Consider the following 23,822-nt stretch of genomic DNA (forward strand, 5'->3'; position numbering starts at 1 on the left):
GGTTAGAGTCCCGCCGCCTTGCGCAAGGCTTCGTTGATCCGCCCCTGCCAACCAGGGCCATCCGCCTTGAAGCTTTCGATGACATCCGGGTCCAAGCGCAACGAGACATGCTGCTTGGTCTGCGCCAGTGTCGGCCGGCCGCGACGTATCAGCGCCTTGCCGCGATAGGCGTCGGCGCCATTAGCCCAGTCTTGCGCCAATTTAGGCGCGTCATCCGGATCGCTCCAACTCGCGCCGGTAGATTTCGCGTTCTTCATCATCTGCAATCCTCATGGAGATGACGCGAACTGCATCATCTCGTTGGGTCCAGACACAGACGACAGGGCGCTCTTTCAGCGCACCCAGCATGATATGGCGAACCTCGCCATAATCCTTTCGATCGTCCATTCGGACCAGATAAAAACCGTCAAAAACTTCAGCAATAGATTCAAAATCGAGGCCGCGCTCCTCAAGGGTGCGCTGGCGCTTATTCGGGTCGTACTCGATCTTCATGGCGGCGTGCTTCCTTATGGGCAAAAGCGCCCGGTTGGCTGGTCATCACGGTCCTCCATCTATGGCCGCACGAAGCGGCATATTTTTTGTAGCACACAAAACGTGAGTTGCAAATTAAATGTAGCACATAAATCCTCGCCCTTCCCAAATCTCCCGCCCTCGGATAGGGGCAGTCGCCTGATGCGTTGAGACGCCACGACATTTCTGGAGACTCCCCATGCGCGCCGAAGCGCAGCAATATATCGACCGTATCGACGCCGCGCTGGAATTGCTGCGCCGCTTCCTCGACTGGGACCGCGCGCTGCGCCGGCTTGACGAGCTGAATGCGCGCGTCGAGGACCCGACCCTGTGGGACAATGCGAAGCTGGCGCAGGAGGTGATGCGTGAGCGCACCCGGTTGGAAAGCGCGATCGGCGCCACCCGCGCGATCGAAGGCGGCAAGACCGACAATGCCGAACTTATCGAGATGGCCGAGGCCGAAGGCGACGAGGAGATGGTGACCGAAGCCATCGCGTCGCTCAAGGCGCTGGCCGACCGCGCGGACGAGGACAAGATCAAGGCGCTGCTCGCCGGCGAGGCCGACGCCAGCGACACCTATCTGGAAATCCACGCCGGGGCTGGCGGCACCGAAAGCCAGGACTGGGCCGAAATCCTCTCCCGCATGTATCGGCGCTGGGCGGAACGGCGCGGCTACAAGGTCGATCTGGTCGATTATCAGGCGGGCGAAACCGCGGGCATCAAGTCGGCCACCTTCCTGATCAAGGGCGAGAACGCCTATGGCTATGCCAAGACCGAAAGCGGCGTTCACCGCCTGGTCCGCATCAGCCCCTATGACAGCGCGGCGCGGCGGCACACCAGCTTCTCGTCGGTCTGGGTCTATCCGGTGATCGACGACAATATCGATATCGAGGTCAAGGAAAGCGACCTGAAGATCGATACCTATCGCGCATCGGGCGCGGGCGGGCAGCACGTCAACACTACCGACTCCGCAGTCCGCATCACCCACGTCCCGTCGGGCATCATCGTGGCGTCGCAAAATGACCGGTCGCAGCACAAGAACCGCGCCACCGCGATGAACATGCTGAAAGCGCGCCTGTACGAAGCGGAACTGCGCAAGCGCGAGGAAGCGGCGAACACCGACTATCAGGCCAAGACCGAAATCGGCTGGGGCCACCAGATCCGTTCCTACGTGCTCCAGCCCTATCAGTTGGTGAAGGATCTGCGCACCGGCGTCACCTCGACCGCGCCCGACGATGTGCTGGACGGCGCGCTCGACCCGTTCATGGCCGCCGCCCTCAGCCAAAAGGTGACGGGCGAAAAGGTCGATGTGGAGGATGTGGACTGATGATCCGGGCGGTCATGGCGGGCGTATTTGTCCTGCTGGCCGCCTGCGACCAGATTGGCGGCGGCAAGGATTCGCATCGCTCCGCCGCGGCGGCGCCCTTTCCGCAGGCCGACCGGCCGGTGGCCCCGATCGTATCGACCCGCTGGTCGAGCGAGGAAGCGCGCGACCGGGTCAACGAAGCGGAGGATATCATGGACCGGGCGGGTATCCGTTCCGGCATGACCGTCGCGGATATCGGCGCGGGCGAGGGCTATTACACCGTGCGGCTTGCCCGACGAGTAGGGGCCAAGGGTCGCGTCCTGGCTGAAGACATCATGCCCGAAGTGATTGAGGCGCTGTCGCGCCGCATCACCCGCGAGAAATGGGATAATGTCAGCCTGAAGCTGGGTGCGCCGGAAGACCCCAAACTACCCGAAAACAGCTTCGACCGGATCATGATGGTCCATATGTATCATGAGATCGCCGAGCCTTACGCCTTCCTCTGGCATCTCAGCCCAGCGCTGAAAAAGGATGGTGAACTGATCGTGGTCGATGCCGACCGGCCGACCGACCAGCATGGCGCGCCGCCGCGGCTGCTGGCCTGCGAACTGGCGGCGATGGGATTCCGCATGGAGCAACTAATCCCCAAGCCCACGGCGGGCGGCTATCTGGCGCGGTTCCGCCGCATCGCCGCGCGGCCCGACCCGGCCAGCATCGTCCCCTGCGCCTTTCACGGCTGAACGGCAGGGTTAATTTTTGCCTCATGCTTCTTGTTGAGATGCCGGCATGGCCCGATGGCGTAAAGATCGTGCAGGGAGGCTGCGGCATGACCGATCAGGGGTCTTTCACGGCATGGGAGATGCGACCGCGGGGCGCCGCGCGGCACAAGCTGTTCGAACCCCTGGCGATGCGCCATGCCGGGGTGCCGCTGCGCGCCCATATGTTGGACCTGTCGGTATCGGGCGCATTGCTGCACGCCGAACGACCGCCAGGGATCGGCGACAGCGTCATCATCGAATTGCAGGAATTTTCGGCTGCGGCGCATGTGGTCTGGGTCCGGGCCAAGCGTTTTGGCGTGCGATTCGATGTGCCGCTGACCGAGACCGCGGTGCGCGCCATTCTTGATGATGGCGGCGCGGGTTGCGCATGAAGGGCAGGCTGCTGTAGGCAGGCGGCCATGCATTTCGACGATCAGCTCCAGCGTTATTTCGGGACAACCGGGATAGACAGCCTGCCGCCCGAAGCGGTGGAAGCGGGGATCGAGCGGATGCGGGTCGATCTGGGGCTGGAGAAGGATCGCGGGCGGCGGTTCGCACTTTGGTCGCTGTTGTTCCTGCTCGGCGATGCGCCCGACCTGGACGTGGCGTTTAAGGATGCGGCGGACCGGGATGCGGCGCGCAACTTCATGGAGCTGACCGAAAGGGGCTGAACTCGCCTGCCTTGCAGGTCGATGTTTTCGCTTACGCGCCCGTTATGTTACGATCATAATGGTGGATCGCGCCATCACTGATCGCTGCCGCTGACACAGGGGCGCGCGGGCGCGTCATGCGGCGCGGGGCGGTTGGGCTTTCTTGTCCGCGGTGGCGGGTATGTCCGCCATCGCGGCGATGTCCTGCCACCAGTCGTCGATGCAAGGGGTGAGAATCGCCAGGATGCCATGGCGGGGCCGTGCGTGCCAGACGGACGCGATGCGCAGATAGCGCCATTGCGGATCGCAGTTGATGGGGATGTTGCGAAAGCGGCTTTGCGCGCCGGTCGTTACGGGATCGATGGGGCGTAGTTCGCTGGGCACTTCACGCCAGCCGCCATCGGGGAATCGCACAGAAATCGTCATGGCCTGCCTCCATCCCCGCCGTCGCTCTTCCATAACGCGCTACAAACCTTTGAGTTCATTGCGCCTTATCGCAAAACCGTCGGGCCGCGCAGGCGCGCTAAACGACACATAAAATGCGATTCTTCCGCAATGGCACGTAATGCAATTGCGAATAGGTCGCATTATCCTTATGGCGCGTCCCAATCGAGTCGAAAAAGGGACGTTGAAATGAAGGTAAAGTGGATCGCATTGGGTGGCGCAGCGGTCATGGCTTCGTGCCATACGGTTGCCTATGCTGCGGATGGCGCCATGATTGCGGACACGGATCAGGACAGCATCATCGTCACCGCCGCCACCACCGGGTCGAAGACCGACACGGCGCTGGTCGAACTGCCCCAGCCGATCAAGGTCATCACGTCCGAGCAATATCTCTCGCAGGGCGCGATCAGCATTTCCGACACGGTCAAATATGCCGCCGGCGTGCTCGCCAACCCCTATGGCCGCGACACCCGCGTCGACGGTTTCAACGTGCGCGGCCTGGATGCGCTCCAGTTCCGCGACGGGATGCGCGACATTTTCAGCTATTATGCCAGCATCACGTCGGACCCCTATAATTTTTCGCGGGTGGAAATCCTGCGCGGCCCGGCTTCCGTGCTATTTGGTCAGGGGTCAATCGGCGGCTTGGTCAACCTCGTCAGCAAGACACCCGAATTTCGCACCGGCGGCGAACTGAACCTTGTTTACGGCAGCTATGACCGCAAGGAAATCATGGGCGACGTCAATGTCGCGCTGGCCGATAATCTGGCGGTGCGGTTCGTGGGCCGCGCCCGCGACGCCGAAACCTATGTCGATCATGTCCCTGATGACCGGGTGATGTTCGCCCCGTCGATCCGCTGGCAGCCGACGCCCGACACCGACATCGTCCTGACAGGCCTCTATCAGGAGGATGATACGGGATCGACGTCGCAATTCCTGCCGATCGTCGGCACTTTCCTTCCGAACACGGCCTATCCGCAAGGCAAGCTGGGTCAATATGCGTTCGTCGGCAAGCCCGGCTGGGACCGCTATAATGGTCGCTCGCTGCAAGGCGGCGGCTCCATCACCCACAGTTTTTCCGACGCTATCAAGGTCAATCTGAAGGCGCGCTACATCGACAGCGACCTAGAATATAACACCCATTATGCCAACAGCTACGCCAATCCCCAAAATCCCTTCGAGGCGGATGGGCGCACCATCGGCCTTTATGCCGATGCCAGCGATGCGAAGATGAACGTCTTCTCGACCGACAACAATTTCCAGTTCAATTTCAACACCGGCGCCACTGTCGAGCACAAGCTGCTGGTCGGCATCGACTATAGCTGGAACAAGGTCGGCAAGCGCTATGCCGGCGGTTACGAGATCATCGACCTATACGACATCGATACTGACGCGCTGCTCACCTATGATCCCAGCGGTCCCTATATTTATGAATCGCAGAAGCAGCTTGGCGTCTACGTTCAGGACCAGATCCGCCTCTACGACCGCGTCTCGGTCGTGCTGGGCGCGCGCCGCGACCGCGTCACCGGCTCGTCGGGGCAGAAGGACAATGCGACCACTTTCCGCGCCGGCATCATCGGCGAGATCGGCGCAGGCGTCTCGCCCTTCTTCAGCTATACCGAAAGCTTCCTGCCGGTCGCGGGGCGCATCGACAATGGCGATGGCACGTTCGGCGCGCCCTACCGGCCGCAGACCGGCACGCAATATGAGGCGGGCGTGAAGTGGCAGCCCGACATCAACACGCTGGTCACGGCCACGGTCTTCAAGATCAAGGAACGCAACCGGGTCCTCTATCTTGCCGCTGGCGGCACCGCCCAATCGGGCGTGCTGGACACCAAGGGGTTCGAGATCGAAGCCAGCCACACATTGCCCGGTAATTTCGAACTGCTGGCCAATTATGGCTATGCCAAGCTCAAGTCCGAAACCAACACCAGCCTCGACTATATGCCGCGCCATACGGCGTCCTTCTGGACGACCAAGACCTTCGGCCTGATGGACGAAGCCCAACTGCGCTTGGGCGGGGGCGTCGTCTATAGCGGCAAGAGCGTATCGACCAGTTCGCTCTGGTCGATCGTCACCCCGGCCCGCACCACGGTCGACGGGCTGGCGGAAATCAACTGGAATAGCTGGCGCTTCGCGCTGAACGCGACCAATCTGCTCAACAACGAATATTATGCATCCTGCCTGGCGCGTGGCGACTGCTTCGTCGGTGCGCCGCGCAATGTGATGGGCACGGTCGGTTTCCGCTTCTGACGATCATAAGGAGAGAGAGCATGAAGAGATTGTCCATGGCGCTGGTGGCGCTGGTGGCCCTGTCGTCCACGGCGCAGGCGCATGAAATATGGGTGGAGCGCGACGGCGCCGGGCCGGCGCGCATCTATCTGGGCGAACCCGGCGATGTGCTGCCGGAAGGCGGCGATCCAGAGTTTGAGAAGCTCAAAAGCCCCAAGCTGGTGCCCGCGTCGAGCGCGCCGCAGGTCCGTAAGACCGGCTATATCGAGGTGGCTGCTCCCGCTGGCGACGTGCGCGTCATCGACGACAGCGTGTTCGCGCCCTGGGGCGAAGAGGGCAAGAAGGAGGGTGTGATCTATTATGCCCGCGCCGGCCGCGCGCAAGCCAAGGCGGGTCTGCCGCTGGAGATCGTGCCGACCGCCGCCAACGCCGACAGCTTTACCCTGGTTCGCGACGGCAAGCCGGTGCCCGCAACAAAGCTGACCGTCATTTCGCCTGACAAATGGACCAAGGCCTTCACGACCGACGCGCAGGGGCGCGTGGCGCTGCCGCTCAAGGACAAGGGCCGCTATATCCTGAGCGCGACGCATACGGAAAAGGGCGACCTCAGCCTGGCCGGACAGAAGGTCGCGACCCTCTATCACATGGCGACGCTAACCTTCTTGAACGACTGAATAACAATGTGACGGCGCCTGTCATGGATTTGACTTGGCGCCGTCGCCCAATCCACATTGCGGTGCAACATGACGCGGATAGGGCGCCCCGGACTGCACGTCCAAGGGGGACTATTCAACATGCGTATCACCACCGCTCTGCTGATGGCGTCGACCGCCATCATCGCCCAATCCGCTCACGCCCAGACTGTCGCGCCTGTCGCCGACGCCGCTGCCGACGGCGCGGACATCATCGTGTTCGGCCGGGGCGAAACCCGTCAGGTGCAGGAAATCTCCGCCAAGGACATCGTCGTGCTGACGCCGGGCACCAATCCGCTCAAAGCCATCGAAAAGCTGCCCAGCGTCAATTTCCAGTCGGCCGACCCGTTCGGCAATTATGAATGGTCGCAGCGGATCACCATCCGCAGCTTCAACCAGAACCAACTGGGCTTCACCTTCGACGGCATTCCGCTGGGCGACATGAGCTATGGCAACCATAATGGCCTGCACATCACCCGCGCGATCAGCAGCGAGAATATCGGCAGCGTGCGCGTGTCGCAGGGCGCCGGCTCGCTCGGCACGCAGGCGACCGGCAATCTGGGCGGCACGGTCGAGACCTTCTCGATGGACCCGGCCGAAGCCTTCGGCGCGCAGGGCAACCTGACCTATGGCAGCGACGACACCTGGCGCGCCTTCGGTCGCGTCAACCTGGGCAGCGCGGACGGCATCCGCGGCTATGTGTCCTATGGCTATGGCTCGACCGACAAATATAAGGGCGAGGGCGTCCAGGACCAGCATATGGGCAACGCGAAGGTCGTGATCCCGGTCGGCGACGCCAAGATCGATGGCTGGCTGAGCTATTCCGACCGCCGCGAACAGGATTATCAGGACATGTCGATGGGCATGATCCGTCGCTTGGGCTGGGACTGGGACAATACCTATCCCGACTATGCCCGTGCGATCGACTATGCCGATCGCCTGAACGATGTGGATAAGATCAGCAATAGCGGCGGGTCGCCCTTCCCCGATGGCTTGTACGACTATAGCGGCGCGCCAGTCGGCGCGCAGACCTATCCCGGCAATGTCACCAGCGCCGACGACGCTTATTATGACGCGGCCGGCCTGCGCAAGGACTGGCTGGGTGCGGTGGGCCTGACCACGCCGATTGGCGATGCTGCGACGTTCCAGATCAAGGGCTATTACCACAATAACAGCGGCATGGGCCTGTGGGCTACCCCCTATACCGCCAGCCCGAACGGCGTGCCCATGTCGGTGCGGACCACCGAATATGACATGGACCGGATCGGCGTGTTCGGCAGCGTCGACTATACGCTCGGCATCCAGAACCTCAGCGTCGGCGCCTGGTATGAAAATAATCAGTTCCATCAGGCCCGCCGCTTCTACGCCTTCGCCAGCCGGACCGCGCCCGGCCTGTCGTTCCGCGACTATCCCAAGAATCCGTTCGCGACGCAGTGGGAGTTTGATTTCACCACCGACACCTTCCAATATCATGTGCAGGACAAGATCGACCTCGGCATGGTGACGATCAACCTGGGGTGGAAGGGCTTCAAGGTCACGAACAAGGCCGAAGCCATCGTCCAGGCGACGTTTCCGCAGGGCAAGATCAAGGCGGAGGACTGGTTCCAGCCCCATGCCGGCTTCGCGGTGGAGCTGAGCCCCGAAGCGGAAATCTTCGGCGGCTTCACCCAGGTGACCCGCGCCTTCGCCAGCGCCACGACCACTGGTCCCTTCTCCACCAACCAGGCCGGTTTCGACGCGATCAAGGATGATCTGAAGCCTGAGACGTCGGACACGTTCGAACTGGGCCTGCGCTACAATACGCCGGTCTTCAACGGCACGCTCGGCGCCTATCTGGTCAACTTCAGGAATCGCCTGCTCGCGGTGCAGGTGGGCAGCCCGATCCAGGGTCTGGCCTCCGCCCTTCAAAATGTCGGCGGCGTGCGCGCGGTCGGCGTCGAGGCGGCGGGCGACCTGAAGCTCGGCCATGGCTTCGGCGCCTATGCAAGCTACAGCTACACCGACGCCACCTATCGCGACAATGTGTTCAACAGCAGCGACGGCACGCTGGTCGCCGCGATCAAGGACAAGACCGTGGTCGACAGCCCCAAACATATGCTGCGCGGGGAGGTGAATTACGACCAGGGTCCGATCTTCGGCCGGATCGGCGTCAACTATATGTCGCGCCGTTATTACAGCTACACCAACGATGCCTCGGTCCCCAGCCGGGTCATCGTGGACGCCTCGATCGGCTATCGCTTTACCGACAAGATCGAGTTGCAGCTCAACGCGACCAACCTGTTCGACAAGAAATATGTCGGTACGATCGGGTCGGGCGGCTTCGGTAACAGCGGCGACGCCCAGACATTGCTGGTCGGCGCGCCGCAGCAATTCTTCATCACCGCCAAGGCCGGGTTCTAAAATCATGAAAAAGGTCGCGCTTTTCCCGCTCCTCCTCGCCGCTTTCGTTCCGACGGCGGCGCTGGCGGAGCCCTTGCTCCTCATCTCGATCGACGGGCTGCGGCCCGGCGACCTGCTGGAGGCGGACAAGCGCGGCCTTTCCCTGCCTAATCTGCGCCGCTTCCTGACCGAGGGCGCCCATGCGTCGGGCGTCACCGGCGTCGCGCCGACATTGACCTATCCCAGTCACACGACGCTGATGACCGGGGTATCGCCCGCGACACATGGCATCGTCGCCAATAACAGTTTCGATCCGACCGGGATCAACCAGGGCGGCTGGTACTGGTATGCACAGGACATCAAGGCGCCGACCCTGTGGGAGGCCGCGACCAAGGCCGGCCTGTCCACCGGCAATGTCCATTGGCCGGTCAGCGTCGCAGCCAAGGGCGTGACCTGGAACCTGCCGCAAATCTGGCGCACCGGCCATGCCGACGACGCGAAATTGCTCGATGCGCTGGCGACGCCGGGGCTGAAAGGGGAATTGGAGGCCAAGGTCGGCCAGCCCTACGCCATGGGCATCGACGAAAGCCTGCCCGGCGACCAGAATAGGGGCCGTTTCGCCGCCGCGCTGATCGCCGCGCACAAGCCGCAATTCCTGACCGTCTATCTTACTGCGCTCGACCATGAGCAGCATGAAAAGGGGCCGGACACGCCTGCCGCCAAGGCGGTGCTGGAAAAGATCGACGCGATCGTTGGCGACCTCATCGCCGCCGAACGCAAGGCGCATCCCGATGCGGCGATCGCACTGGTCAGCGACCATGGGTTCGAAGCGACGCAGACCGGCCTCAATCTCTTCCGCGCCTTCATCGACGAAGGCCTCATCACGCTGGACAAGGACGGCAAGGTCGCGTCCTGGCAGGCGATGCCCTGGATAGCGGGCGGATCGGCCGCGATCATGCTCGCGCGCCCGGATGACGCCGCCATCGCCAGTCGGACGAAGGCGCTGCTCGACCGTCTCGCCGCCAATCCGGCCAACGGCATCGCCGCGGTGCTGGACAAGGCGGCGATCGCCCAGGTCGGCGGCAATCCGCAGGCGGCCTATTATGTCAATCTGAAGCCCGGTTTCGTCACCGACATCTTTCGCGGCGCGGGTGCGCCGCTGGTGGCGCGCACGCCTGTCAAGGGGATGCACGGCTATCTGCCCGGCCCCGCCCATCTGGAGGCGACCTTCATGGCCATGGGCAAGGGCATTGCGGCGGGCAAGGATCTGGGCCGGATCGACATGCGCGCGATCGCGCCGACGCTGGCGACGATCATGGGCGGGACGCTGCCCGATGCACAAGCGGCGCCGATCGACCTGCGGTAACAAATCTGCGCATAAAGCGTCATCGGACTGACCGATGGCCTTCATGCCGCTGCAACCGCGCCGTAAGCAGTGCGTCATTTGCCCGCTGTAATCTGGCGCAATGACAGCGACACATCCCCGCCAGATCCGCATCCCGGCTGCCGACAAGGCGCGGTTGCACATCCTCTTCCTCGCCAAGCACGCCCGCGCCGGCGGCCGGCCCGATGCGCAGGACGGCAACCATGCCGTCTATCATCATGAGATGCGCACCACGCTGGAGGCGATCGGCCTGCATGTCGATGTCGCCGACAGCTATGACGCGCTGTTCGATCGGCCCGAAGCCGATTTCGTCGTCACTCTTCTGAACCGCGGCGGTTTCCAGAATAGCGAGATGCTGGCGCCGCTGCTACTGAGCCGGCACGCCGTGCCCCATCTGGGCGCCAGCCCGATCGTGCGCGGCCTGTCCGACGACAAATATCTCAGCAAGCTGATCGCCCGCGCGCGGGGTGTGCCGACGATGCACGCGCAGCTTTTCCGCCGCGGCGGCCTGTTCGATGCCCCCGCCTTCCAAGCCGACCGGCTGGTGGTGAAGCCCAATGCCTCCTCCGCATCGTGGGGCGTCAACATGGTCGATAGCTGGTCGGAAGCTCATGCCCATGCCGACAGCCTGTTCGCGCTCGGCCATGACGTGCTGGTCGAACAATGGGCGCCGCTGCTGGACGTCGCGGTGCCGGTGATCGGCGGCAGCGGCGGCCAGCCCTGGATATTGCCGCCAATGCTCTACGTCCCCGCCGATCCCCATCGCGAACGCAGTTATGAGGAGAAGCGCGGCCTGATCGACGCGGGCGACGATCCGCTGGTGCTGGTCGAAGATATGGACCTGCGCGACCGGCTGGAGGCGATGACGGCCGCGCTGCTGCCCGAACTCTGGCCGTTCGATTATGGCCGGTTCGAATTTCGCTATGATCCGGCCAGCGGGCAGCTGCTGTTCATGGAAGTGAACCTGTCGTGCAACCTGTGGTCGAAGAAGACGATCGCCCGCTCCGCCGCCTCGATCGGTCTCGATCATGGGGAACTGGTTGAAACGATCGTCGGCCATAGTCTGGCGCGGCAGGGCTTGCTGAGCGACGCCATCGTGCGGGTGGCCGCATGAGGACCGGCGGCACAACGGCGATCCTGCTCGCCGGGCGGCGCGATGGCGCGACCGATCCGCTGGCGCAGGCGGCCGGCGTCACCCATAAATGCCTGGTCCCGGTCGCGGGCCAGCCGATGCTGCTGCATGTGGTCGAGGCGCTGGTCGCCAATCGCCGGATCGGGCAAGTGCGCGTGGTGATCGAAGATCCTGCGCTGCTGGCCGGCCTGCCGCCGCTGCGCGGGCTGCTCCATAGCGGCCGGGTCGTCGGCGTGGCGGCGCAGCTCAATCTGGTCGACAGCGTGCTGGCGGGGGCGGACGGCGCGGCGTTCCCCTTGCTCATCACCACCGCCGACAATGTGATGCTGACGCCCGAAGCGGTGGACGAGATGCTGGACGGATGCATGGCGCAGGGGGGCGGACGCCGCCGTCGCCTTCACCCGCCGCGCGTCGGTGCTGGCCGCCCACCGCCAGGGGCAGCGTAAATTCTACAATTTCGCCGATGACAGCTATTCCAACTGCAATACATATTGGCTGCGCGATCGGGCGGCGCTGAAAGCGGCGGAGACGTTCCGGTCGGGCGGCCAGTTCGTGAAGCATCCCGCGCGCATCATCGGCGCTTTCGGCCTGCTGAACCTCATTCGCTTCCGGTTCGGCATCGGCACGCTGGATCAAGCCTTCGCGCGCTTTTCGCGCCGTTTCCGCCTGACCATCAGTCCGGTGATCCTGACCGATGGCGCGGTGGCGATCGACGTTGACAATGCGCGCTCGCATGGCGTCGCCACGGCTTTGCTGGAACAGCGCATGGCCATGGCGCAGGCGGCGGAGTAAGGCTTGCTCACGCTGCGCGCGCTGCCGGTCCGGCGGGACGGCGGCAACAGCCTGATCGCCGCCTATCATGATGGGCTGGCGCGCCACTGGTCGCCGGTGCGACGGCTGGCGGGGCATGGCCTGTCGGCAATCGGCTGTGGCGGCTGGTCGCCCGCCGAGCGGCTTTATCTGGGCGAAGCCGTGCGGACGCAGGGCCTCAGCATGAAGGATCGCAAGGGCCTGCATCGCCTGCTCAACCCCGGCGCCTTTCCGCTTTCAGGCAACATATTGAAAAATAAGCAATTATTTTCGAAAATCGCCGCTGGCTTGCCGCTGCCGGACGCCTGTGATCCCGATGCGACGGACCTCGATGCCTGGCTGGCCGGGCAGGACGACATCATCGCCAAGCCTAGCTATCGGTCCAAGGGGCAGGGCGTGGCGCGGTTCGTCCGCCAGGGCGACCGTTGGCGCAACGGCGATTTTTCCCGTACAACTGTCCAACTCGCTGTATCTTTGCGCGCGCTCTGGCGCAGGGGCGGCGTCATCCAGCAACGCCTGCCGACGCATAAAGCGCTGGCCGACCTGTCGCCGGGCGCGCTGCCGACATTGCGAATCGTCACCTGCCTGAACGAGGCTGGCGCGCCTGAAATCTGTGACATGGCGCTGCGTCTGTCGGCGGGCGGGCCGCGGCCGGTCGATAATTTCAACGCCGGCAATCTGGTGCTGGCGGTCGATGGGGATGGGCGTTGCGGCGCGGCCTGGCGCAGCGGCGGCAAGCGCGCGCCATCCCGCCACAGCCGCCACCCCGTAACCGGCATGGCGATCGAAGGCGCGACCATTCCCGATCATGACGCGGCGCGGGCGCTGGCGCTCCAGGCGCATGAGCGGTTCCGGCAGGGTTTCACCCTGATCGGCTGGGACATCGGCCTCACGACGCAGGGACCGGTGCTGATAGAGGGCAATTGGAACCCCGGCACCGACATCGTGCAACTGGTGAACGGCCGGGGCGTGGCGGACAGCCGGCTGGGCGCGCTCTATCGTCACGCGCTCGATCGATTGACCGACGCGGACTGGCGCGGGGCGGGGGCTGTGCAGCGGGATCGGCGATGAAGGTCGCCTTCTATGTCCACGCGCTCGCGGCGACTGGCGTCGTCCGCAATGTGCGCCTGCTCGCTGGCGATTTTCACGCGCGCGGCCATGATGTGACGCTGGTGACGGCGCTGCCCGGCGGGGAAGGGGTGGCGGGCGTGCCGCATCATGCGCTGCTGGCGCGGACGGGCGGATCGCGGATGCTGCAAAAATGGCGGGCGATCCCGCGACTTCACGCCTATTTGCGCCGCGCGCGACCGGACATATTGCTGTCGGCCGGCAATCACGGTCATCTGACCGCGCTGCTGGGCAGCCGGGTCGTGCCGGGCCTGCGCCGCATCTATCGTATCAGCAACGACCTGCGCCGCGCGGCGCCGGGGACGCCGGGGAGACTGGGCGGTTCGCTGGGCCGGTCGCTCGCGATACGCCTGCTGGCGGCGGATGCCGACCGGCTGGTGCTGGTGTCGCCGACGCTGGCGGTCGGCGCGTTCGCGCGCGCCCTCGCCGAAGGCCGGGCGCATGTGATTGAAAATGCGATCGATCCCGCCATCGCCCGCGCCAGTGCCATCGGGCCATCGCCCCATGGCTGCTATGACGATGGCGTGCCGGTGATCGTCGCGATCGGTCGTCTCGCGCCGCAGAAGAATTTCGGCACGTTGCTGACGGCATTTGCGCAGCTGCGCCGCGAAGGCACGGTGGCCCGGCTCGTCATATTGGGCGAAAGCCGCGACCGGTCGCAACAGGCGCTGCGCGCCCAGGCCGATGCGCTGGGCGTCGGCGCGGACCTGCTGCTGCCCGGCACGGTCGACAATGTCTTCCCCTGGCTCACGCGCGCTGGCGCGTTCGTGCTGCCATCCTGGTGGGAAGGGTCGGCCAATGTGCTGCTGGAGGCGATGGCGCTGGACGTGCCGGTCGTCGCCTCGCGCAGCGCCGGCAATGCGGACTCGCTCTTGGGGCAGGGTCGCTATGGGCTGCTGGTCGATCCGTCGGACCCGGCCGCCATGGCGCAGGCGATGGCGCGGCAGATCGATCCGACGCGCGCCATTCGGCCGGGCGACCGGATCGACGCCTATCGGCTGGACGCGATGTTGAACAACTGGGCGCGGGCGATCGCTTGAACCGGGTCGCGCGACCGTTGCGCATCCGAATGGATCGCCGCGCGTTGTGCCGGCATGACAGACAATTTCGCTATCCTGCCCCATTTGCTGGCGCTGACTATCGCCTATGTCCTGGCCCTGCCGATAGGCTGGAATCGGGAGCGGGCCGAACGTAGCGCGGGGATACGGACCTTTCCGCTGGTCGCGGTGGCAAGCTGTGGCTTCGTGCAGGCGGTCGAGACGATGATGGCGCATGACCCCGCCGCCATGGCCCGCGTGCTGGAAGGCGTGATCGCGGGCGTCGGCTTTCTGGGCGGCGGCGCCATCCTGCAACAGAAAAACAGCGTCCGGGGCACGGCGACGGCGGCGAGCCTGTGGGTGACGGGCGCAGTCGGCGTGGCGGCGGGCCTGGGCAGTTATGATGTGGCGATGGTGCTGACCGCTTTTACCTTGCTGACCTTCTGGGTGCTGGCGCCGCTCAAGCCGACGGAGAATGAGCGCGACGAGGATAGCGAAGACGTCTGACGCTTATCCGGCGCGTCGACGCGCGAGGAAGAAGATCGCCATCGCGCGCGAAGCGTCGGGGCCTTTGGGGTCGGTGTGGCTGCCGCCGGGTTGGCCGCCCGACCAGGCATGGCCGCTGCCATGCACTGTCCATTCCTCCAGCATGATCGGCCCGCGCCCATAGCGGTAGAGGGTGCGGGTGAAGGCCCGTCCGCCGGGCGCGACGCCCGCTTCCGACTGGACGCTGAGCGCACGCGCGCTCGATCGCTGCAATTGACTGACGAAACCGGCGGCGTTGGATGGGTGGACCACCCGGTCGCTGTCGCCATGGAACAGGATCATGGGCAGCGGCGGCCTGGTCTTGCCGACAGGCGCGGCCGCCTGTCCGCGCATCGCCGCGAGCGCTTCGCCGACCGAGCCGATCGTGCCCATCGGCACGCCCGAATGGACGCCGACCGCGACGTAAAGCTGCGGATAGGCTGCGGCGACGATCGCGGCCGCCGCTCCGCCGGCCGATATGCCCGCAATATAGACGCGGCCCTCATGGCCCTTGCACAGGTCGAGGATATGGCGGGTCATGCTGGCGATCACGGCGGCCTCGCCGCTGCCGCGCTTTTGATGCGAAGGGCTATGCCAGTTCCAGCAGCGGTTGGGATTGGCGCGCGGCGATTGTTCGGGATAGAGAACGAGAAATCCCAGCTCGTCGGCCAGCCGGTTCATCGCCGTGCCGGTCGCGAAATCGGCGGCCGACTGGGTGCAACCGTGCAGCATGACGATCAGTGGCAGGCGGCGGCGCGCGGAGCCGACCGGCGTGTAGAGCCGGTAGCGCAGCGATCCCTGCGCGCAGATATAGTCGCCTTCGATGAAGCTGCCGGGGGCGGGCCGTTCGACGCGATCGGCCTTCTTGGCGGGACTTTTGCGTTTGGGCGCGCGGGGCGGCTTGGGGATGGCGGGCATCAGCGCGCGCTGCCACAACAGGGCGGCGGACAGCGGACGGCCCTTGCGCGCCATGCGGGCGGCCTTGAGCACGGTCGGGAAGGGATTTTTCATAGGTGCGCCGCAGCCGGACGATGCCGGTCGACGGGCCGTTGCCATGACCTGGGATTGGGCATCGCTCTATATGCTCCCTCTTGCTGCTATATGGGTGGATGGCGCCGTCGGCTGTGCCGGTCCGTGCGCTGCTATAATCCCTCGGCAGCGACATTTGATCCGTAGCCTATCCGGGCGGCGGCGCTTTGCGCGGTCTGCGCCAGCCGTTGCGCCCAGAGATGCTGGCCCACAATGTCGCCGATCAGATCCTGGCGCACCTCTATTTCGGCATAGGGAAGCGGGTGGGGGAAGGCGTGGCGGGGGACAGTGTGGTCGGTGGCGTCCATCCGATAGGGCTGGTTGTCGCCGACGGTGAGGGCCGCGTCGGCGCGCAGCGCATCCAGCATCGCCTGGGCGAAATCGGTGCGGCCCAGCCAGTGCAGCACACCGACGTCCCAGGGGCGGGTGATACCGTCCATGACCGGGGTGAAGCTGTGCAGCGACAACAGGATGGTGTCGCGCCCGGCGGCCTGACGCGCGGCGATCGTGGCGGCGATCGCGGCCTGATACGGGGCGTGGATCGCGGCGATGCGGGCGGCGCGGGCGGTAGCGTCCAGCCCCTCATTGCCGCCTATCCGGCTGCCGTCCGACAAGGCCGGGATAGCCTCCGCCTGGTCCGGGTCGCGGTTGCAGTCGACGACGAGGCGCGAATAGATTTGATGCAGGAACGGGGCGTCGAGCAGCGTGGCGAGGGCATGGCCCAGGCCATGGACGCCGATATCGATGGCGATATGGCGGCCGCGATCCGGGGCGGCAAGGCCAAGGTCGCCAAGCGCGGCCGGCACCGCCAACCCGGCATGGTCGCCGATCAGCAGGAACGGCGAAGCTCCTGCCGCGTTGAACAGTCCGACCGGCGCCGGATCGTCCGCACCCAACAGCCCATCCGCCGTGCGCCCGGCCATCAGGATTGCCCCCCATGCCGCTGCTGACGATCCATCATGTGACCAGCTATCGCTATCAGCAGCCAGTGTCGCTGGGTGAACATCGCATCATGATGCGCCCGCGCGAGGCGTTTGACCAGCGGCTGCTGTCCGCCCGGCTCGATATCGATCCGGAACCCAGTGAATTACGCTGGTTGCATGATGTGTTCGGCAATTCGGTGGCGATCGCTTCGTTCCAGCGGCGGGCGTCGCATCTGGTCGTGACGAGCGAAGCGACGCTGGAACATGCGCCGCTGGCGCAGCGCCAGGTGGATGTGGAACCCTATGCCGGGCTGTTCCCCTTCACTTACTCGTCGGAGGACATGCCCGATCTGCTGCGGTCGATCGAGCGGCAATATCATGACCCCGAACGGATCGTGGACAATTGGGCGCGCGCCTTCGTCAGCAATCATGGCGATACCGGCACGGTCGACCTGCTGACCCGGATGGCGACTGGCATCCAGCGCGACTTCACCTATGTCCCGCGCCAGGAAAAGGGCACCCAGTCGCCGATCGAGACATTGCGCAAGCGCCAGGGCACCTGCCGCGATTTCGCCGTGCTGATGATAGAGGCGGTGCGGGCGCTGGGTTTCGCCGCGCGCTTCGTTTCAGGCTATGTCTATAATCCGTCGCGGTCCGAAGATGTGGTGGGCGGTGGCAACACCCATGCCTGGGTGCGCATCTTCCTGCCTGGATCGGGCTGGGTCGAGTTCGACCCCACCAACGGCATTATCGGCAATCGCGGGCTGATCCGCGTCGCCATTGCGCGTGATCCTTATCAGGCGCTGCCTTTGTCGGGCACCTGGTTCGGCCTGCCCGCCAGCTTCCTGGGGATGGACGTGACGGTAGACGTGCGGCGCGCCGATCCCCGGAAATTTCCCCCGTCCGATCATGGGGCCATCAACAGCCGAGCCATCGGCGCTTCAGGAAAGTGACCTTCGATGCTGATCCGCTGCGGATATGACATAAGATTCGAGACCGACACCAGGACCGCGATGATGGCGATGCTGAGCCTGCACCCCTCGCGTCATCAGGATTTGCGCACGCCCCAGCGGTTGATGGCGGACCCGGACATCCCGCTCTATCATTTCGAGGACGGGTTCGGGAACGTCGCGACCCGGCTGACCATCCCGGCGGGTGGAGTCACCTTGTCCTGCGACTTCGTGATCGAGGATGACGGTATGCCCGACGCGCAGGCGCCCGACGGCCCGCAAATGGCGGTCGAGGATCTGCCCGATGCGGTGATGCCCTTCCTGCTGGGCAGCCGCTATTGCGAAACAGACCGGATGATGGCGGTCGCCTGGGCCAATTTCGCGCACTATCGCACGGCGCGGGCGCGGGTCGATGCGATCGTCAGCTTCGTCCACAATCATATCGAGTTCGGCTATCATCATGCGCGGCCGGACAAGACGGCTTGGAACGCCTATCAGGAGCGGCAGGGCGTGTGCCGCGACTTTGCCCATCTGGCCGTCACGCTATGCCGCTGCATGAATATCCCCGCGCGCTACTGCACCGGCTATCTGGGCGATATCGGCATCCCGCCGGTGGATGCGCCGATGGATTTCAGCGCCTGGTTCGACGTCTATATCGACGGCGAATGGTACACGCACGATGCGCGCCACAACAGACCGCGGATCGGCCGCATTTTGATGGCGCGCGGACGCGACGCCACCGATGTCGCCTTGACCACCGCCTTTGGTCCGGCGAATCTGGTGCGGTTCGAAGTGCACACCGACGAGGTCCAATCCATTGACTGACCCCCATGCCAACGCCTTGCTGCAACCCTGGGATGGCCCGCTGGGCGCGCCGCCCTTCGACAAGGTGCGGGATGAAGATTTCCTGCCCGCGTTCGCGGTGGCCATGGCTTGGCATCGGGAAGAAATTGCGACGATCGCGGGGGAGGCCGCCCCTGCGACGTTCGACACCGTGATCGCCGCGCTGGAGCGGTCGGGCGCGCCGCTGGCGCGGGTGCGCCGGCTGTTCTGGACGCTATCGTCGGCGCAGGGGACGCCCGGCATCCGTGCGATCGAGGGGCAGGTGTCGGCAATGCTGAGCGCGCATGGCGCCGCGATCAGCCATGACGGGGCGCTCGCCGCGAAAGTCGCCGCAGTTCATGCCGCGCGGCACGATGCAGGCTTGACGCCCGAACAGATAAGGCTGGTGGAAAGCAGCTATGCCAGCTTCCGGCGCGGCGGGGCGGAACTGGCGCCGGCGCAGAAGGCGCGCTTCGCCGCGATCGACGCGCGACTGTCGGCGCTGGCGGTGGCGTTCGGCCATAATGTGCTGGCGGCGACCGCCGACTGGGTGCTGGACATTGGTCCCGATGATCTGGCGGGATTGCCCGCCGCCTTGTGCGATGCCGCTGCTGGGCGCGCGGCCGCCAAGGGGCAGGCGGGGCGCTATCATGTGACGCTCGATCGCACCGATTATGAGAGTTTCCTGAGCTTTTCGGCGCGGCGCGACCTGCGTGAGGCGCTGTGGCGCGCCTTTACCGATCGGTGCGACGGCGGGGCGCATGATAATTGGCCGGTGATCGCGGAGACGCTGGCGCTGCGGCAGGAGCGGGCGGCGTTGCTGGGCTATGTCGACCATGCCCATTATGCGCTGGAAGACAGTATGGCGCATGATCCCGATGCCGCCGCCGACCTGCTGGCCCAGCTATGGGAACCGGGCAAGCGTCGCGCCGCCGAGGAAGCGGCCGAATTGCAGGCGTTGATCGACGCGGACGGCGGCGGCTTTGCGCTCGCGCCCTGGGACTGGCGTTTCTACGCCGAACAGGTGCGCCGCGACCGATATGCGCTGGACGGCGGCGCTGTGGCGGAGCATCTGCGGTTGGACGCGGTGCGGCAGGCGGCGTTCGACAGCGCCGCGCGCCTTTATGGCCTGACCTTCACCCGCCGGGCCGACATTGCCGGCTATCATCCTGATGTCTGGGCCTGGGAAGTGGGCGACGCGGCCGGCGCGCCGGTTGGCCTGCTCTTCACCGACTATCTGGCGCGGCCCGAAAAACATGGCGGCGCCTGGATGGGCAGCCTGCGCGTGCAGGAGGCGATGGAAGGCGACGTGCGCCCGGTCGTCTATCTGGTCGCCAATTTCGCCGCCGCGCCGCCACCCGACGCCGCCGCCACGCGCCTGTCCATTGACGAGGCGCGCACGCTGTTCCACGAGTTTGGCCATGCGCTCCACGGCCTGCTGTCGCGCGTCACCTATCCCAGCCAGTCGGGCACGGCGGTCGCGCGCGATTTCGTGGAATTTCCCAGCAAGTTCATGGAAAACTGGATCGTCAGCCGCGATGTGCTGTCGGGTTTCGGCGTGCCCGACGCGCTGATCGACGCGATCCGCAAGGCCGAAGCCTATGGCCAGGGTTTCGCCACGGTGGAGTTGATAAGCTGCGCGCTGGTGGACCTGGCCATGCACCAGTCGGAGGGCGCGGCCATCGATCCGCGCAGCTTCGTCGCGGCGGAGCTTGAGCGGCTGGGTATGCCGCCCGAAATCGGGCTGCGGCATCGCTTTCCCTATTTCACCCACATCTTCGATGGCGGCTATGCCAGTGCCTATTACAGCTATGCCTGGTCGGAGACGCTGGACGCCGATGCGTTCGAGGCGTTTCTGGCGGCGGGCGATATTTTCGATCCCGTGCTCGCCGCTCGTTTCCGTGCCGAGATATTGGCGGCGGGCGACAGCCGCGATCCGATGGACTCGTTCAGGGCGTTTCTGGGCCGCGCGCCCGACGCCAGCGCCCTGATGCGCGCCCGGCATCTGGTCGGTGCCTGACGCCGCGGCTCGGTCGATCAGCGTTCGGACATTGCCCGCCAAGGTTAGCGGGTTGAAGGGTTTCAGAATCACGCCCCTGGCGCCCGCCGCATGATAGCTTCGCACATCTGCTTCGCGCGCGCGGGCGGCCCCCGGCTGGTCATGCGACTGGATGCAGGCTGGGCGGCTTAGGCCGCCATGCGATTGCCCGACAGCTTTACCAGCAGGGCGGGCACTTCGCTCGCCGGGATCGGCCGGCTGAAAAGATAGCCCTGGATCTGGTTGCAGCCTTCGGATCGCAATATGTCGAGCTGCTCGCTGCTTTCAACACCCTCAGCCGTCGTTTCGATGCCCAGCGCGTCCGCCAGCGTCGTGATGGCGCGGATGATGGCGGTGGCGCCCTTGTTGGCGAGCAGGTCGACGATGAAGCTGCGATCGATCTTGAGCTTGTCGAAGGGAAAGCTGCGCAGATAGCTGAGCGAGGAATAGCCGGTGCCGAAATCATCGAGCGCGACACGCACGCCCAGAACTTTGAGCGAGTGGAGTGAGGCCAGGGTCGCCTCCACATTGTCGATGAACAGGCTTTCAGTGATCTCCAGTTCCAGCCGCTGCGGCTCAAGCCCGGATCGCGCCAGCGCCTGCAACACGATGCTGTTGAGCGTCGAGCTGCGGAACTGGACCGGGGAGACGTTCACCGCGACGCGGATGTCGTCGCCCCAGGTCGTGGCGATGCGGCAGGCTTCGTGCAGCGCCCATTCGCCGATTGGGATGATGAGGCCGGTTTCTTCGGCCAGCGGGATGAAGTCGATCGGCGACACCAGGCCGCGCACCGGATGGTTCCAGCGCATCAGCGCCTCGAACGCGGTCACGCAGTTCTGCGACAGTCCGAACAGCGGCTGGAAATGCAGCTCCAGCTCGCCGTTGCGCAGCGCATCGTGCAGATCGACTTCCATGGCGCGGCGCGCCTGCGCTTCGGCGTCCATGGCGTTTTCGAAGAAGCGATGGCTGCCCTTGCCGTCATGTTTGGCGCGATAGAGGGCAAGGTCGGCATTTTTGAGCAGCGAGGTCGCATCCTGCCCGTCCTGCGGCGCCAGCGCGATGCCGACGCTGCCGCCGGTGACGATGCGATGGCCATTGACGGTGAAGGGGCGGGTGAGCGCCTGGACGATCGCGCGGCCGGTCTGGTCGGCGGCACCGCTGCCGTCCTGCACGATGACGGCGAATTCGTCGCCACCCAGCCGGGCGACGAAGCCCTGGGGGCAGGTTTCGGCGAGGCGCGTGGCGACTTCGCACAGCAGCGCGTCGCCGGTCGGATGGCCCAACGTGTCGTTGACCGACTTGAAATTGTCGAGGTCGAGGCAGAAGAGCGCGAAGTCCGCGCCGCCATGGCGCTGGAGCGCCAGCGCGATCTGTTCGCGCAGCAATGTGCGATTGGCAAGGCCGGTGAGCGAATCATGGAAGGCCATATGCGCAATCTGGCGCTCGCGCTCCTCAACCGCGGTGACCATGCGGTTGAAGCTGCGCGCCAGTCGGCCGATCTCATCGCGGGTTTCCACTTCCACCTGCGCATGTTCGCCCGCGCTGACTTGGCGGGCGGCGGCCTCCAGAGCGATGATCGGCCGCGCCAGCCGGCGCGATGCCGCAAAGGCGCCGGCGATCGCCAGCAGCAGGCCGAGCGCGCCGAAGCCGAACAAGGCCCACAATATGGGCGCATAGCCTTGCAGCGCGCGGGTCAGGCTATATTCCAGCACCAGCCGTTGCGGCGCAGCCTCCACCAGCGCGGGCACCGGACGCGCCCAGCTGAGGATGCGTTCGCCGTCGCGATCGACCTCCCGAACCTCGGCGCCGCGTCCCGCGGCGTGGGTCGGCGGCACGAGTTGCGGATGCAGGTCGATCGAGGAGAGCTTGGCGAGTTGCTGGAGGTCCGCCTGTCCCATATTGCGCGCGAACACGACCCAGCCCATCAGCATCGGCGCGCGCACCGGCGCGGCGGCGACCATATGGCTTTGCCCCCTCCATCGCACGATGCCCCGTTCCCGGCCGGCATCCAGCGCGTCGAACAACTGGGTCTGGTCTTCCGCCGACAGGCCGACGGCGCCGCCCGCGACGGCGCCGTCGATGCCCACGAACATGGCGTCGTCGATCTTGAACCGCCCCTGCAGGCTCTGCAGCGCCGAGGCGATGGTCGCCGCGTCGCTGGTGCCGACCGCTTCTCGAAAGCCGAAGTCGCTGGCCAGCACATTGCCGGCCTGCGCCAACTGATGAAACTGCATCGCGGCGATCCGGTCGAACAGGGCGCTGCCGACCGTCATTTCGCGGCGGATCTGGCTTTCGGCATAGGATTCGATCGCCTTGCGGGTGCCGAACAGCGACAGCATCGACACCGCGACGAACAGCGCCCCGTAGAAGAGCGTCATGCGGAATGTCAGCGTTGACTGGAAACGCCAGACGGTGCGCCGCCAGAGCCGTTTGAAAGCTGCGGCGCGGATCATCGGCCGCTACGCAATGTCAGTGGAACGGTCTTGCTGGCTGCCCCGCTGCCTGGAATGGGGATGTTGACGACGATTTCATTGTCCTTCGCCTTGAGCAGCGGATGCCAGATCGTCACCTGCGCTGTGCCGGTCGCCATACCAACCAGGCGCGCCGTGCCGGCCGCATCGCTCTTGATCGCGAAGGGGGTGTCGACGACCTTGATGAAGCCGCTCATCTGGTCGTGGATGTTGCACCCCAGCGCGACGGCGCCGGTCGAGGTGAAGGTGTAGCTGCGCGTTTCGTCCTGGCCGAACAGCTTGATCTCGAATTTGGCCGGTTTCGAGAAGGAATAGACGTGATGACGCACCTTGTCCTTGTTGGGGAAGCGCACCGTCGTCCCGACCGGAACCACCAGCACATGCGGGGCGAAGGCGATATTCTGCTGAACCATGGTGGTGGGCCAGGAAAAGCGAATCGGGCCGGGCGGGATGCCGCCCGCGGGGCGCACCGTGACGACGGCGTCGCCGACCGGGCGCCCCGCCGTATCGACCAGCTTGAGGTTGAGATCGCCCGCCTGCGCAGGCGCGGCCAAGCAGGTCAGGGCGAGAGGGACAAGGCGCAGACAATCCATGGCGCCTGTCCC

Annotated in this window: 24 protein-coding genes; 17 read left to right on the plus strand and 7 right to left on the minus strand. The window is 65.3% G+C overall.

Going from position 1 to position 23,822, the window contains the following annotated elements; translation table 11 throughout:
* Positions 1 to 2: 2 nt before the first annotated feature.
* On the minus strand, positions 3 to 200 hold the full coding sequence (locus sphantq_RS12055; protein ID WP_066599788.1) for a BrnA antitoxin family protein: 198 nt from the start codon (positions 198 to 200) through the stop codon (positions 3 to 5).
* A gap of 10 nt (positions 201 to 210) precedes the next feature.
* Complete coding sequence (locus sphantq_RS12060) at positions 211 to 492, minus strand: BrnT family toxin (protein WP_066599790.1); 282 nt, start codon at positions 490 to 492, stop codon at positions 211 to 213.
* 217 nt (positions 493 to 709) lie between these two features.
* Between sphantq_RS12060 and prfB the strand changes: the two genes are divergently transcribed.
* From prfB to sphantq_RS12080, 4 genes are all read left to right on the plus strand, one after another.
* Positions 710 to 1,837 (plus strand): peptide chain release factor 2, encoded by a 1,128-nt coding sequence (gene prfB / locus sphantq_RS12065; RefSeq protein WP_066599796.1) that lies wholly within the window; start codon positions 710 to 712, stop codon positions 1,835 to 1,837.
* Positions 1,837 to 2,556, plus strand: coding sequence for a class I SAM-dependent methyltransferase (locus sphantq_RS12070; RefSeq protein ID WP_066599802.1), 720 nt, complete (start codon positions 1,837 to 1,839; stop codon positions 2,554 to 2,556). Before prfB ends, sphantq_RS12070 begins: the two co-directional genes overlap by 1 nt.
* 86 nt (positions 2,557 to 2,642) lie before the next feature.
* Positions 2,643 to 2,966, plus strand: a complete 324-nt coding sequence (locus sphantq_RS12075) for a PilZ domain-containing protein (RefSeq protein ID WP_272798592.1) — start codon at positions 2,643 to 2,645, stop codon at positions 2,964 to 2,966.
* Between the two features lie 27 nt (positions 2,967 to 2,993).
* Positions 2,994 to 3,245, plus strand: a complete 252-nt coding sequence (locus sphantq_RS12080) for a hypothetical protein (protein ID WP_066599806.1) — start codon at positions 2,994 to 2,996, stop codon at positions 3,243 to 3,245.
* Positions 3,246 to 3,359: 114 nt separating this feature from the next.
* Here the strand turns inward: sphantq_RS12080 and sphantq_RS12085 are convergent, their stop codons facing one another.
* The gene (locus sphantq_RS12085; RefSeq protein WP_272798593.1) at positions 3,360 to 3,650 is read right to left on the minus strand and encodes a hypothetical protein; all 291 of its coding nucleotides are present in this window, start codon (positions 3,648 to 3,650) and stop codon (positions 3,360 to 3,362) included.
* A gap of 207 nt (positions 3,651 to 3,857) precedes the next feature.
* On the opposite strand from sphantq_RS12085, the gene sphantq_RS12090 reads away from it, so the two are divergent.
* The 10 genes from sphantq_RS12090 to sphantq_RS12135 all read left to right on the plus strand — a co-directional run bounded on the left by sphantq_RS12090 (position 3,858) and on the right by sphantq_RS12135 (position 14,966).
* Positions 3,858 to 5,918, plus strand: a complete 2,061-nt coding sequence (locus tag sphantq_RS12090) for a TonB-dependent siderophore receptor (protein ID WP_272798594.1) — start codon at positions 3,858 to 3,860, stop codon at positions 5,916 to 5,918.
* Between the two features lie 20 nt (positions 5,919 to 5,938).
* Positions 5,939 to 6,571 carry a DUF4198 domain-containing protein gene (locus sphantq_RS12095; RefSeq protein WP_272798595.1) on the plus strand — a complete coding sequence of 211 codons (633 nt, stop codon included), beginning with the start codon at positions 5,939 to 5,941 and terminating at the stop codon, positions 6,569 to 6,571.
* Between the two features lie 120 nt (positions 6,572 to 6,691).
* On the plus strand, positions 6,692 to 8,989 hold the full coding sequence (locus tag sphantq_RS12100) for a TonB-dependent receptor (RefSeq protein WP_272798596.1): 2,298 nt from the start codon (positions 6,692 to 6,694) through the stop codon (positions 8,987 to 8,989).
* Between the two features lie 4 nt (positions 8,990 to 8,993).
* Positions 8,994 to 10,334, plus strand: a complete 1,341-nt coding sequence (locus sphantq_RS12105; protein ID WP_272798597.1) for an alkaline phosphatase family protein — start codon at positions 8,994 to 8,996, stop codon at positions 10,332 to 10,334.
* A gap of 100 nt (positions 10,335 to 10,434) precedes the next feature.
* Positions 10,435 to 11,466, plus strand: a complete 1,032-nt coding sequence (locus sphantq_RS12110) for a phosphoribosylglycinamide synthetase (protein WP_272798598.1) — start codon at positions 10,435 to 10,437, stop codon at positions 11,464 to 11,466.
* Complete coding sequence (locus tag sphantq_RS12115) at positions 11,463 to 11,930, plus strand: NTP transferase domain-containing protein (RefSeq protein WP_272798599.1); 468 nt, start codon at positions 11,463 to 11,465, stop codon at positions 11,928 to 11,930. The genes sphantq_RS12110 and sphantq_RS12115 overlap by 4 nt, the downstream gene beginning before the upstream one ends.
* A complete protein-coding gene (locus sphantq_RS12120; protein ID WP_272798600.1) occupies positions 11,899 to 12,276 on the plus strand; it encodes a hypothetical protein in 378 nt (125 codons plus the stop codon). Before sphantq_RS12115 ends, sphantq_RS12120 begins: the two co-directional genes overlap by 32 nt.
* Positions 12,277 to 12,279: 3 nt before the next feature.
* Positions 12,280 to 13,365: a sugar-transfer associated ATP-grasp domain-containing protein gene (locus sphantq_RS12125; protein WP_272798601.1), complete on the plus strand. Its 1,086-nt coding sequence runs from the start codon at positions 12,280 to 12,282 to the stop codon at positions 13,363 to 13,365.
* Complete coding sequence (locus tag sphantq_RS12130) at positions 13,362 to 14,462, plus strand: glycosyltransferase (RefSeq protein WP_272798602.1); 1,101 nt, start codon at positions 13,362 to 13,364, stop codon at positions 14,460 to 14,462. Before sphantq_RS12125 ends, sphantq_RS12130 begins: the two co-directional genes overlap by 4 nt.
* A gap of 54 nt (positions 14,463 to 14,516) precedes the next feature.
* A complete protein-coding gene (locus tag sphantq_RS12135; protein ID WP_272798603.1) occupies positions 14,517 to 14,966 on the plus strand; it encodes an MgtC/SapB family protein in 450 nt (149 codons plus the stop codon).
* A 3-nt stretch (positions 14,967 to 14,969) separates the two neighbouring features.
* Here the strand turns inward: sphantq_RS12135 and sphantq_RS12140 are convergent, their stop codons facing one another.
* Both sphantq_RS12140 and sphantq_RS12145 read right to left on the minus strand, forming a co-directional pair.
* Positions 14,970 to 15,995: an extracellular catalytic domain type 1 short-chain-length polyhydroxyalkanoate depolymerase gene (locus tag sphantq_RS12140; protein ID WP_272798604.1), complete on the minus strand. Its 1,026-nt coding sequence runs from the start codon at positions 15,993 to 15,995 to the stop codon at positions 14,970 to 14,972.
* A gap of 131 nt (positions 15,996 to 16,126) precedes the next feature.
* A complete protein-coding gene (locus sphantq_RS12145; protein WP_272798605.1) occupies positions 16,127 to 16,936 on the minus strand; it encodes an N-formylglutamate amidohydrolase in 810 nt (269 codons plus the stop codon).
* Positions 16,937 to 16,950: 14 nt separating this feature from the next.
* On the opposite strand from sphantq_RS12145, the gene sphantq_RS12150 reads away from it, so the two are divergent.
* From sphantq_RS12150 to sphantq_RS12160, 3 genes are read left to right on the plus strand one after another with little or no spacing between them, the layout of a single operon-like run.
* Positions 16,951 to 17,889: a transglutaminase family protein gene (locus sphantq_RS12150; RefSeq protein ID WP_272798606.1), complete on the plus strand. Its 939-nt coding sequence runs from the start codon at positions 16,951 to 16,953 to the stop codon at positions 17,887 to 17,889.
* Between the two features lie 6 nt (positions 17,890 to 17,895).
* On the plus strand, positions 17,896 to 18,711 hold the full coding sequence (locus sphantq_RS12155) for a transglutaminase-like domain-containing protein (protein ID WP_272798607.1): 816 nt from the start codon (positions 17,896 to 17,898) through the stop codon (positions 18,709 to 18,711).
* On the plus strand, positions 18,704 to 20,728 hold the full coding sequence (locus tag sphantq_RS12160; RefSeq protein ID WP_272798608.1) for a M3 family metallopeptidase: 2,025 nt from the start codon (positions 18,704 to 18,706) through the stop codon (positions 20,726 to 20,728). Before sphantq_RS12155 ends, sphantq_RS12160 begins: the two co-directional genes overlap by 8 nt.
* A gap of 167 nt (positions 20,729 to 20,895) precedes the next feature.
* On the opposite strand, the gene sphantq_RS12165 is transcribed toward sphantq_RS12160, so the two are convergent.
* Both sphantq_RS12165 and sphantq_RS12170 read right to left on the minus strand, forming a co-directional pair.
* The gene (locus sphantq_RS12165) at positions 20,896 to 23,199 is read right to left on the minus strand and encodes a putative bifunctional diguanylate cyclase/phosphodiesterase (RefSeq protein ID WP_066599853.1); all 2,304 of its coding nucleotides are present in this window, start codon (positions 23,197 to 23,199) and stop codon (positions 20,896 to 20,898) included.
* Positions 23,196 to 23,810, minus strand: coding sequence for a cupredoxin domain-containing protein (locus tag sphantq_RS12170; protein ID WP_066599860.1), 615 nt, complete (start codon positions 23,808 to 23,810; stop codon positions 23,196 to 23,198). Before sphantq_RS12170 ends, sphantq_RS12165 begins: the two co-directional genes overlap by 4 nt.
* Positions 23,811 to 23,822 lie beyond the last annotated feature (12 nt).

This window comes from Sphingobium sp. AntQ-1 (assembly GCF_028538045.1).
In the GTDB taxonomy this organism is placed as follows: domain Bacteria; phylum Pseudomonadota; class Alphaproteobacteria; order Sphingomonadales; family Sphingomonadaceae; genus Sphingobium; species Sphingobium cupriresistens.

Bases quoted from the DNA above. Each gene is read 5' to 3' on its own strand.
- sphantq_RS12060 (WP_066599790.1), bottom strand. From the start codon at position 492: ATGAAGATCGAGTACGACCCGAATAAGCGCCAGCGCACCCTTGAGGAG.
- prfB (WP_066599796.1), top strand. From the start codon at position 710: ATGCGCGCCGAAGCGCAGCAATATATCGACCGTATCGACGCCGCGCTG.
- sphantq_RS12070 (WP_066599802.1), top strand. From the start codon at position 1,837: ATGATCCGGGCGGTCATGGCGGGCGTATTTGTCCTGCTGGCCGCCTGC.
- sphantq_RS12075 (WP_272798592.1), top strand. From the start codon at position 2,643: ATGACCGATCAGGGGTCTTTCACGGCATGGGAGATGCGACCGCGGGGC.
- sphantq_RS12080 (WP_066599806.1), top strand. From the start codon at position 2,994: ATGCATTTCGACGATCAGCTCCAGCGTTATTTCGGGACAACCGGGATA.
- sphantq_RS12085 (WP_272798593.1), bottom strand. From the start codon at position 3,650: ATGACGATTTCTGTGCGATTCCCCGATGGCGGCTGGCGTGAAGTGCCC.
- sphantq_RS12090 (WP_272798594.1), top strand. From the start codon at position 3,858: ATGAAGGTAAAGTGGATCGCATTGGGTGGCGCAGCGGTCATGGCTTCG.
- sphantq_RS12095 (WP_272798595.1), top strand. From the start codon at position 5,939: ATGAAGAGATTGTCCATGGCGCTGGTGGCGCTGGTGGCCCTGTCGTCC.
- sphantq_RS12100 (WP_272798596.1), top strand. From the start codon at position 6,692: ATGCGTATCACCACCGCTCTGCTGATGGCGTCGACCGCCATCATCGCC.
- sphantq_RS12105 (WP_272798597.1), top strand. From the start codon at position 8,994: ATGAAAAAGGTCGCGCTTTTCCCGCTCCTCCTCGCCGCTTTCGTTCCG.
- sphantq_RS12110 (WP_272798598.1), top strand. From the start codon at position 10,435: ATGACAGCGACACATCCCCGCCAGATCCGCATCCCGGCTGCCGACAAG.
- sphantq_RS12115 (WP_272798599.1), top strand. From the start codon at position 11,463: ATGAGGACCGGCGGCACAACGGCGATCCTGCTCGCCGGGCGGCGCGAT.
- sphantq_RS12130 (WP_272798602.1), top strand. From the start codon at position 13,362: ATGAAGGTCGCCTTCTATGTCCACGCGCTCGCGGCGACTGGCGTCGTC.
- sphantq_RS12135 (WP_272798603.1), top strand. From the start codon at position 14,517: ATGACAGACAATTTCGCTATCCTGCCCCATTTGCTGGCGCTGACTATC.
- sphantq_RS12140 (WP_272798604.1), bottom strand. From the start codon at position 15,995: ATGAAAAATCCCTTCCCGACCGTGCTCAAGGCCGCCCGCATGGCGCGC.
- sphantq_RS12145 (WP_272798605.1), bottom strand. From the start codon at position 16,936: ATGGCCGGGCGCACGGCGGATGGGCTGTTGGGTGCGGACGATCCGGCG.
- sphantq_RS12150 (WP_272798606.1), top strand. From the start codon at position 16,951: ATGCCGCTGCTGACGATCCATCATGTGACCAGCTATCGCTATCAGCAG.
- sphantq_RS12155 (WP_272798607.1), top strand. From the start codon at position 17,896: ATGCTGATCCGCTGCGGATATGACATAAGATTCGAGACCGACACCAGG.
- sphantq_RS12165 (WP_066599853.1), bottom strand. From the start codon at position 23,199: ATGATCCGCGCCGCAGCTTTCAAACGGCTCTGGCGGCGCACCGTCTGG.
- sphantq_RS12170 (WP_066599860.1), bottom strand. From the start codon at position 23,810: ATGGATTGTCTGCGCCTTGTCCCTCTCGCCCTGACCTGCTTGGCCGCG.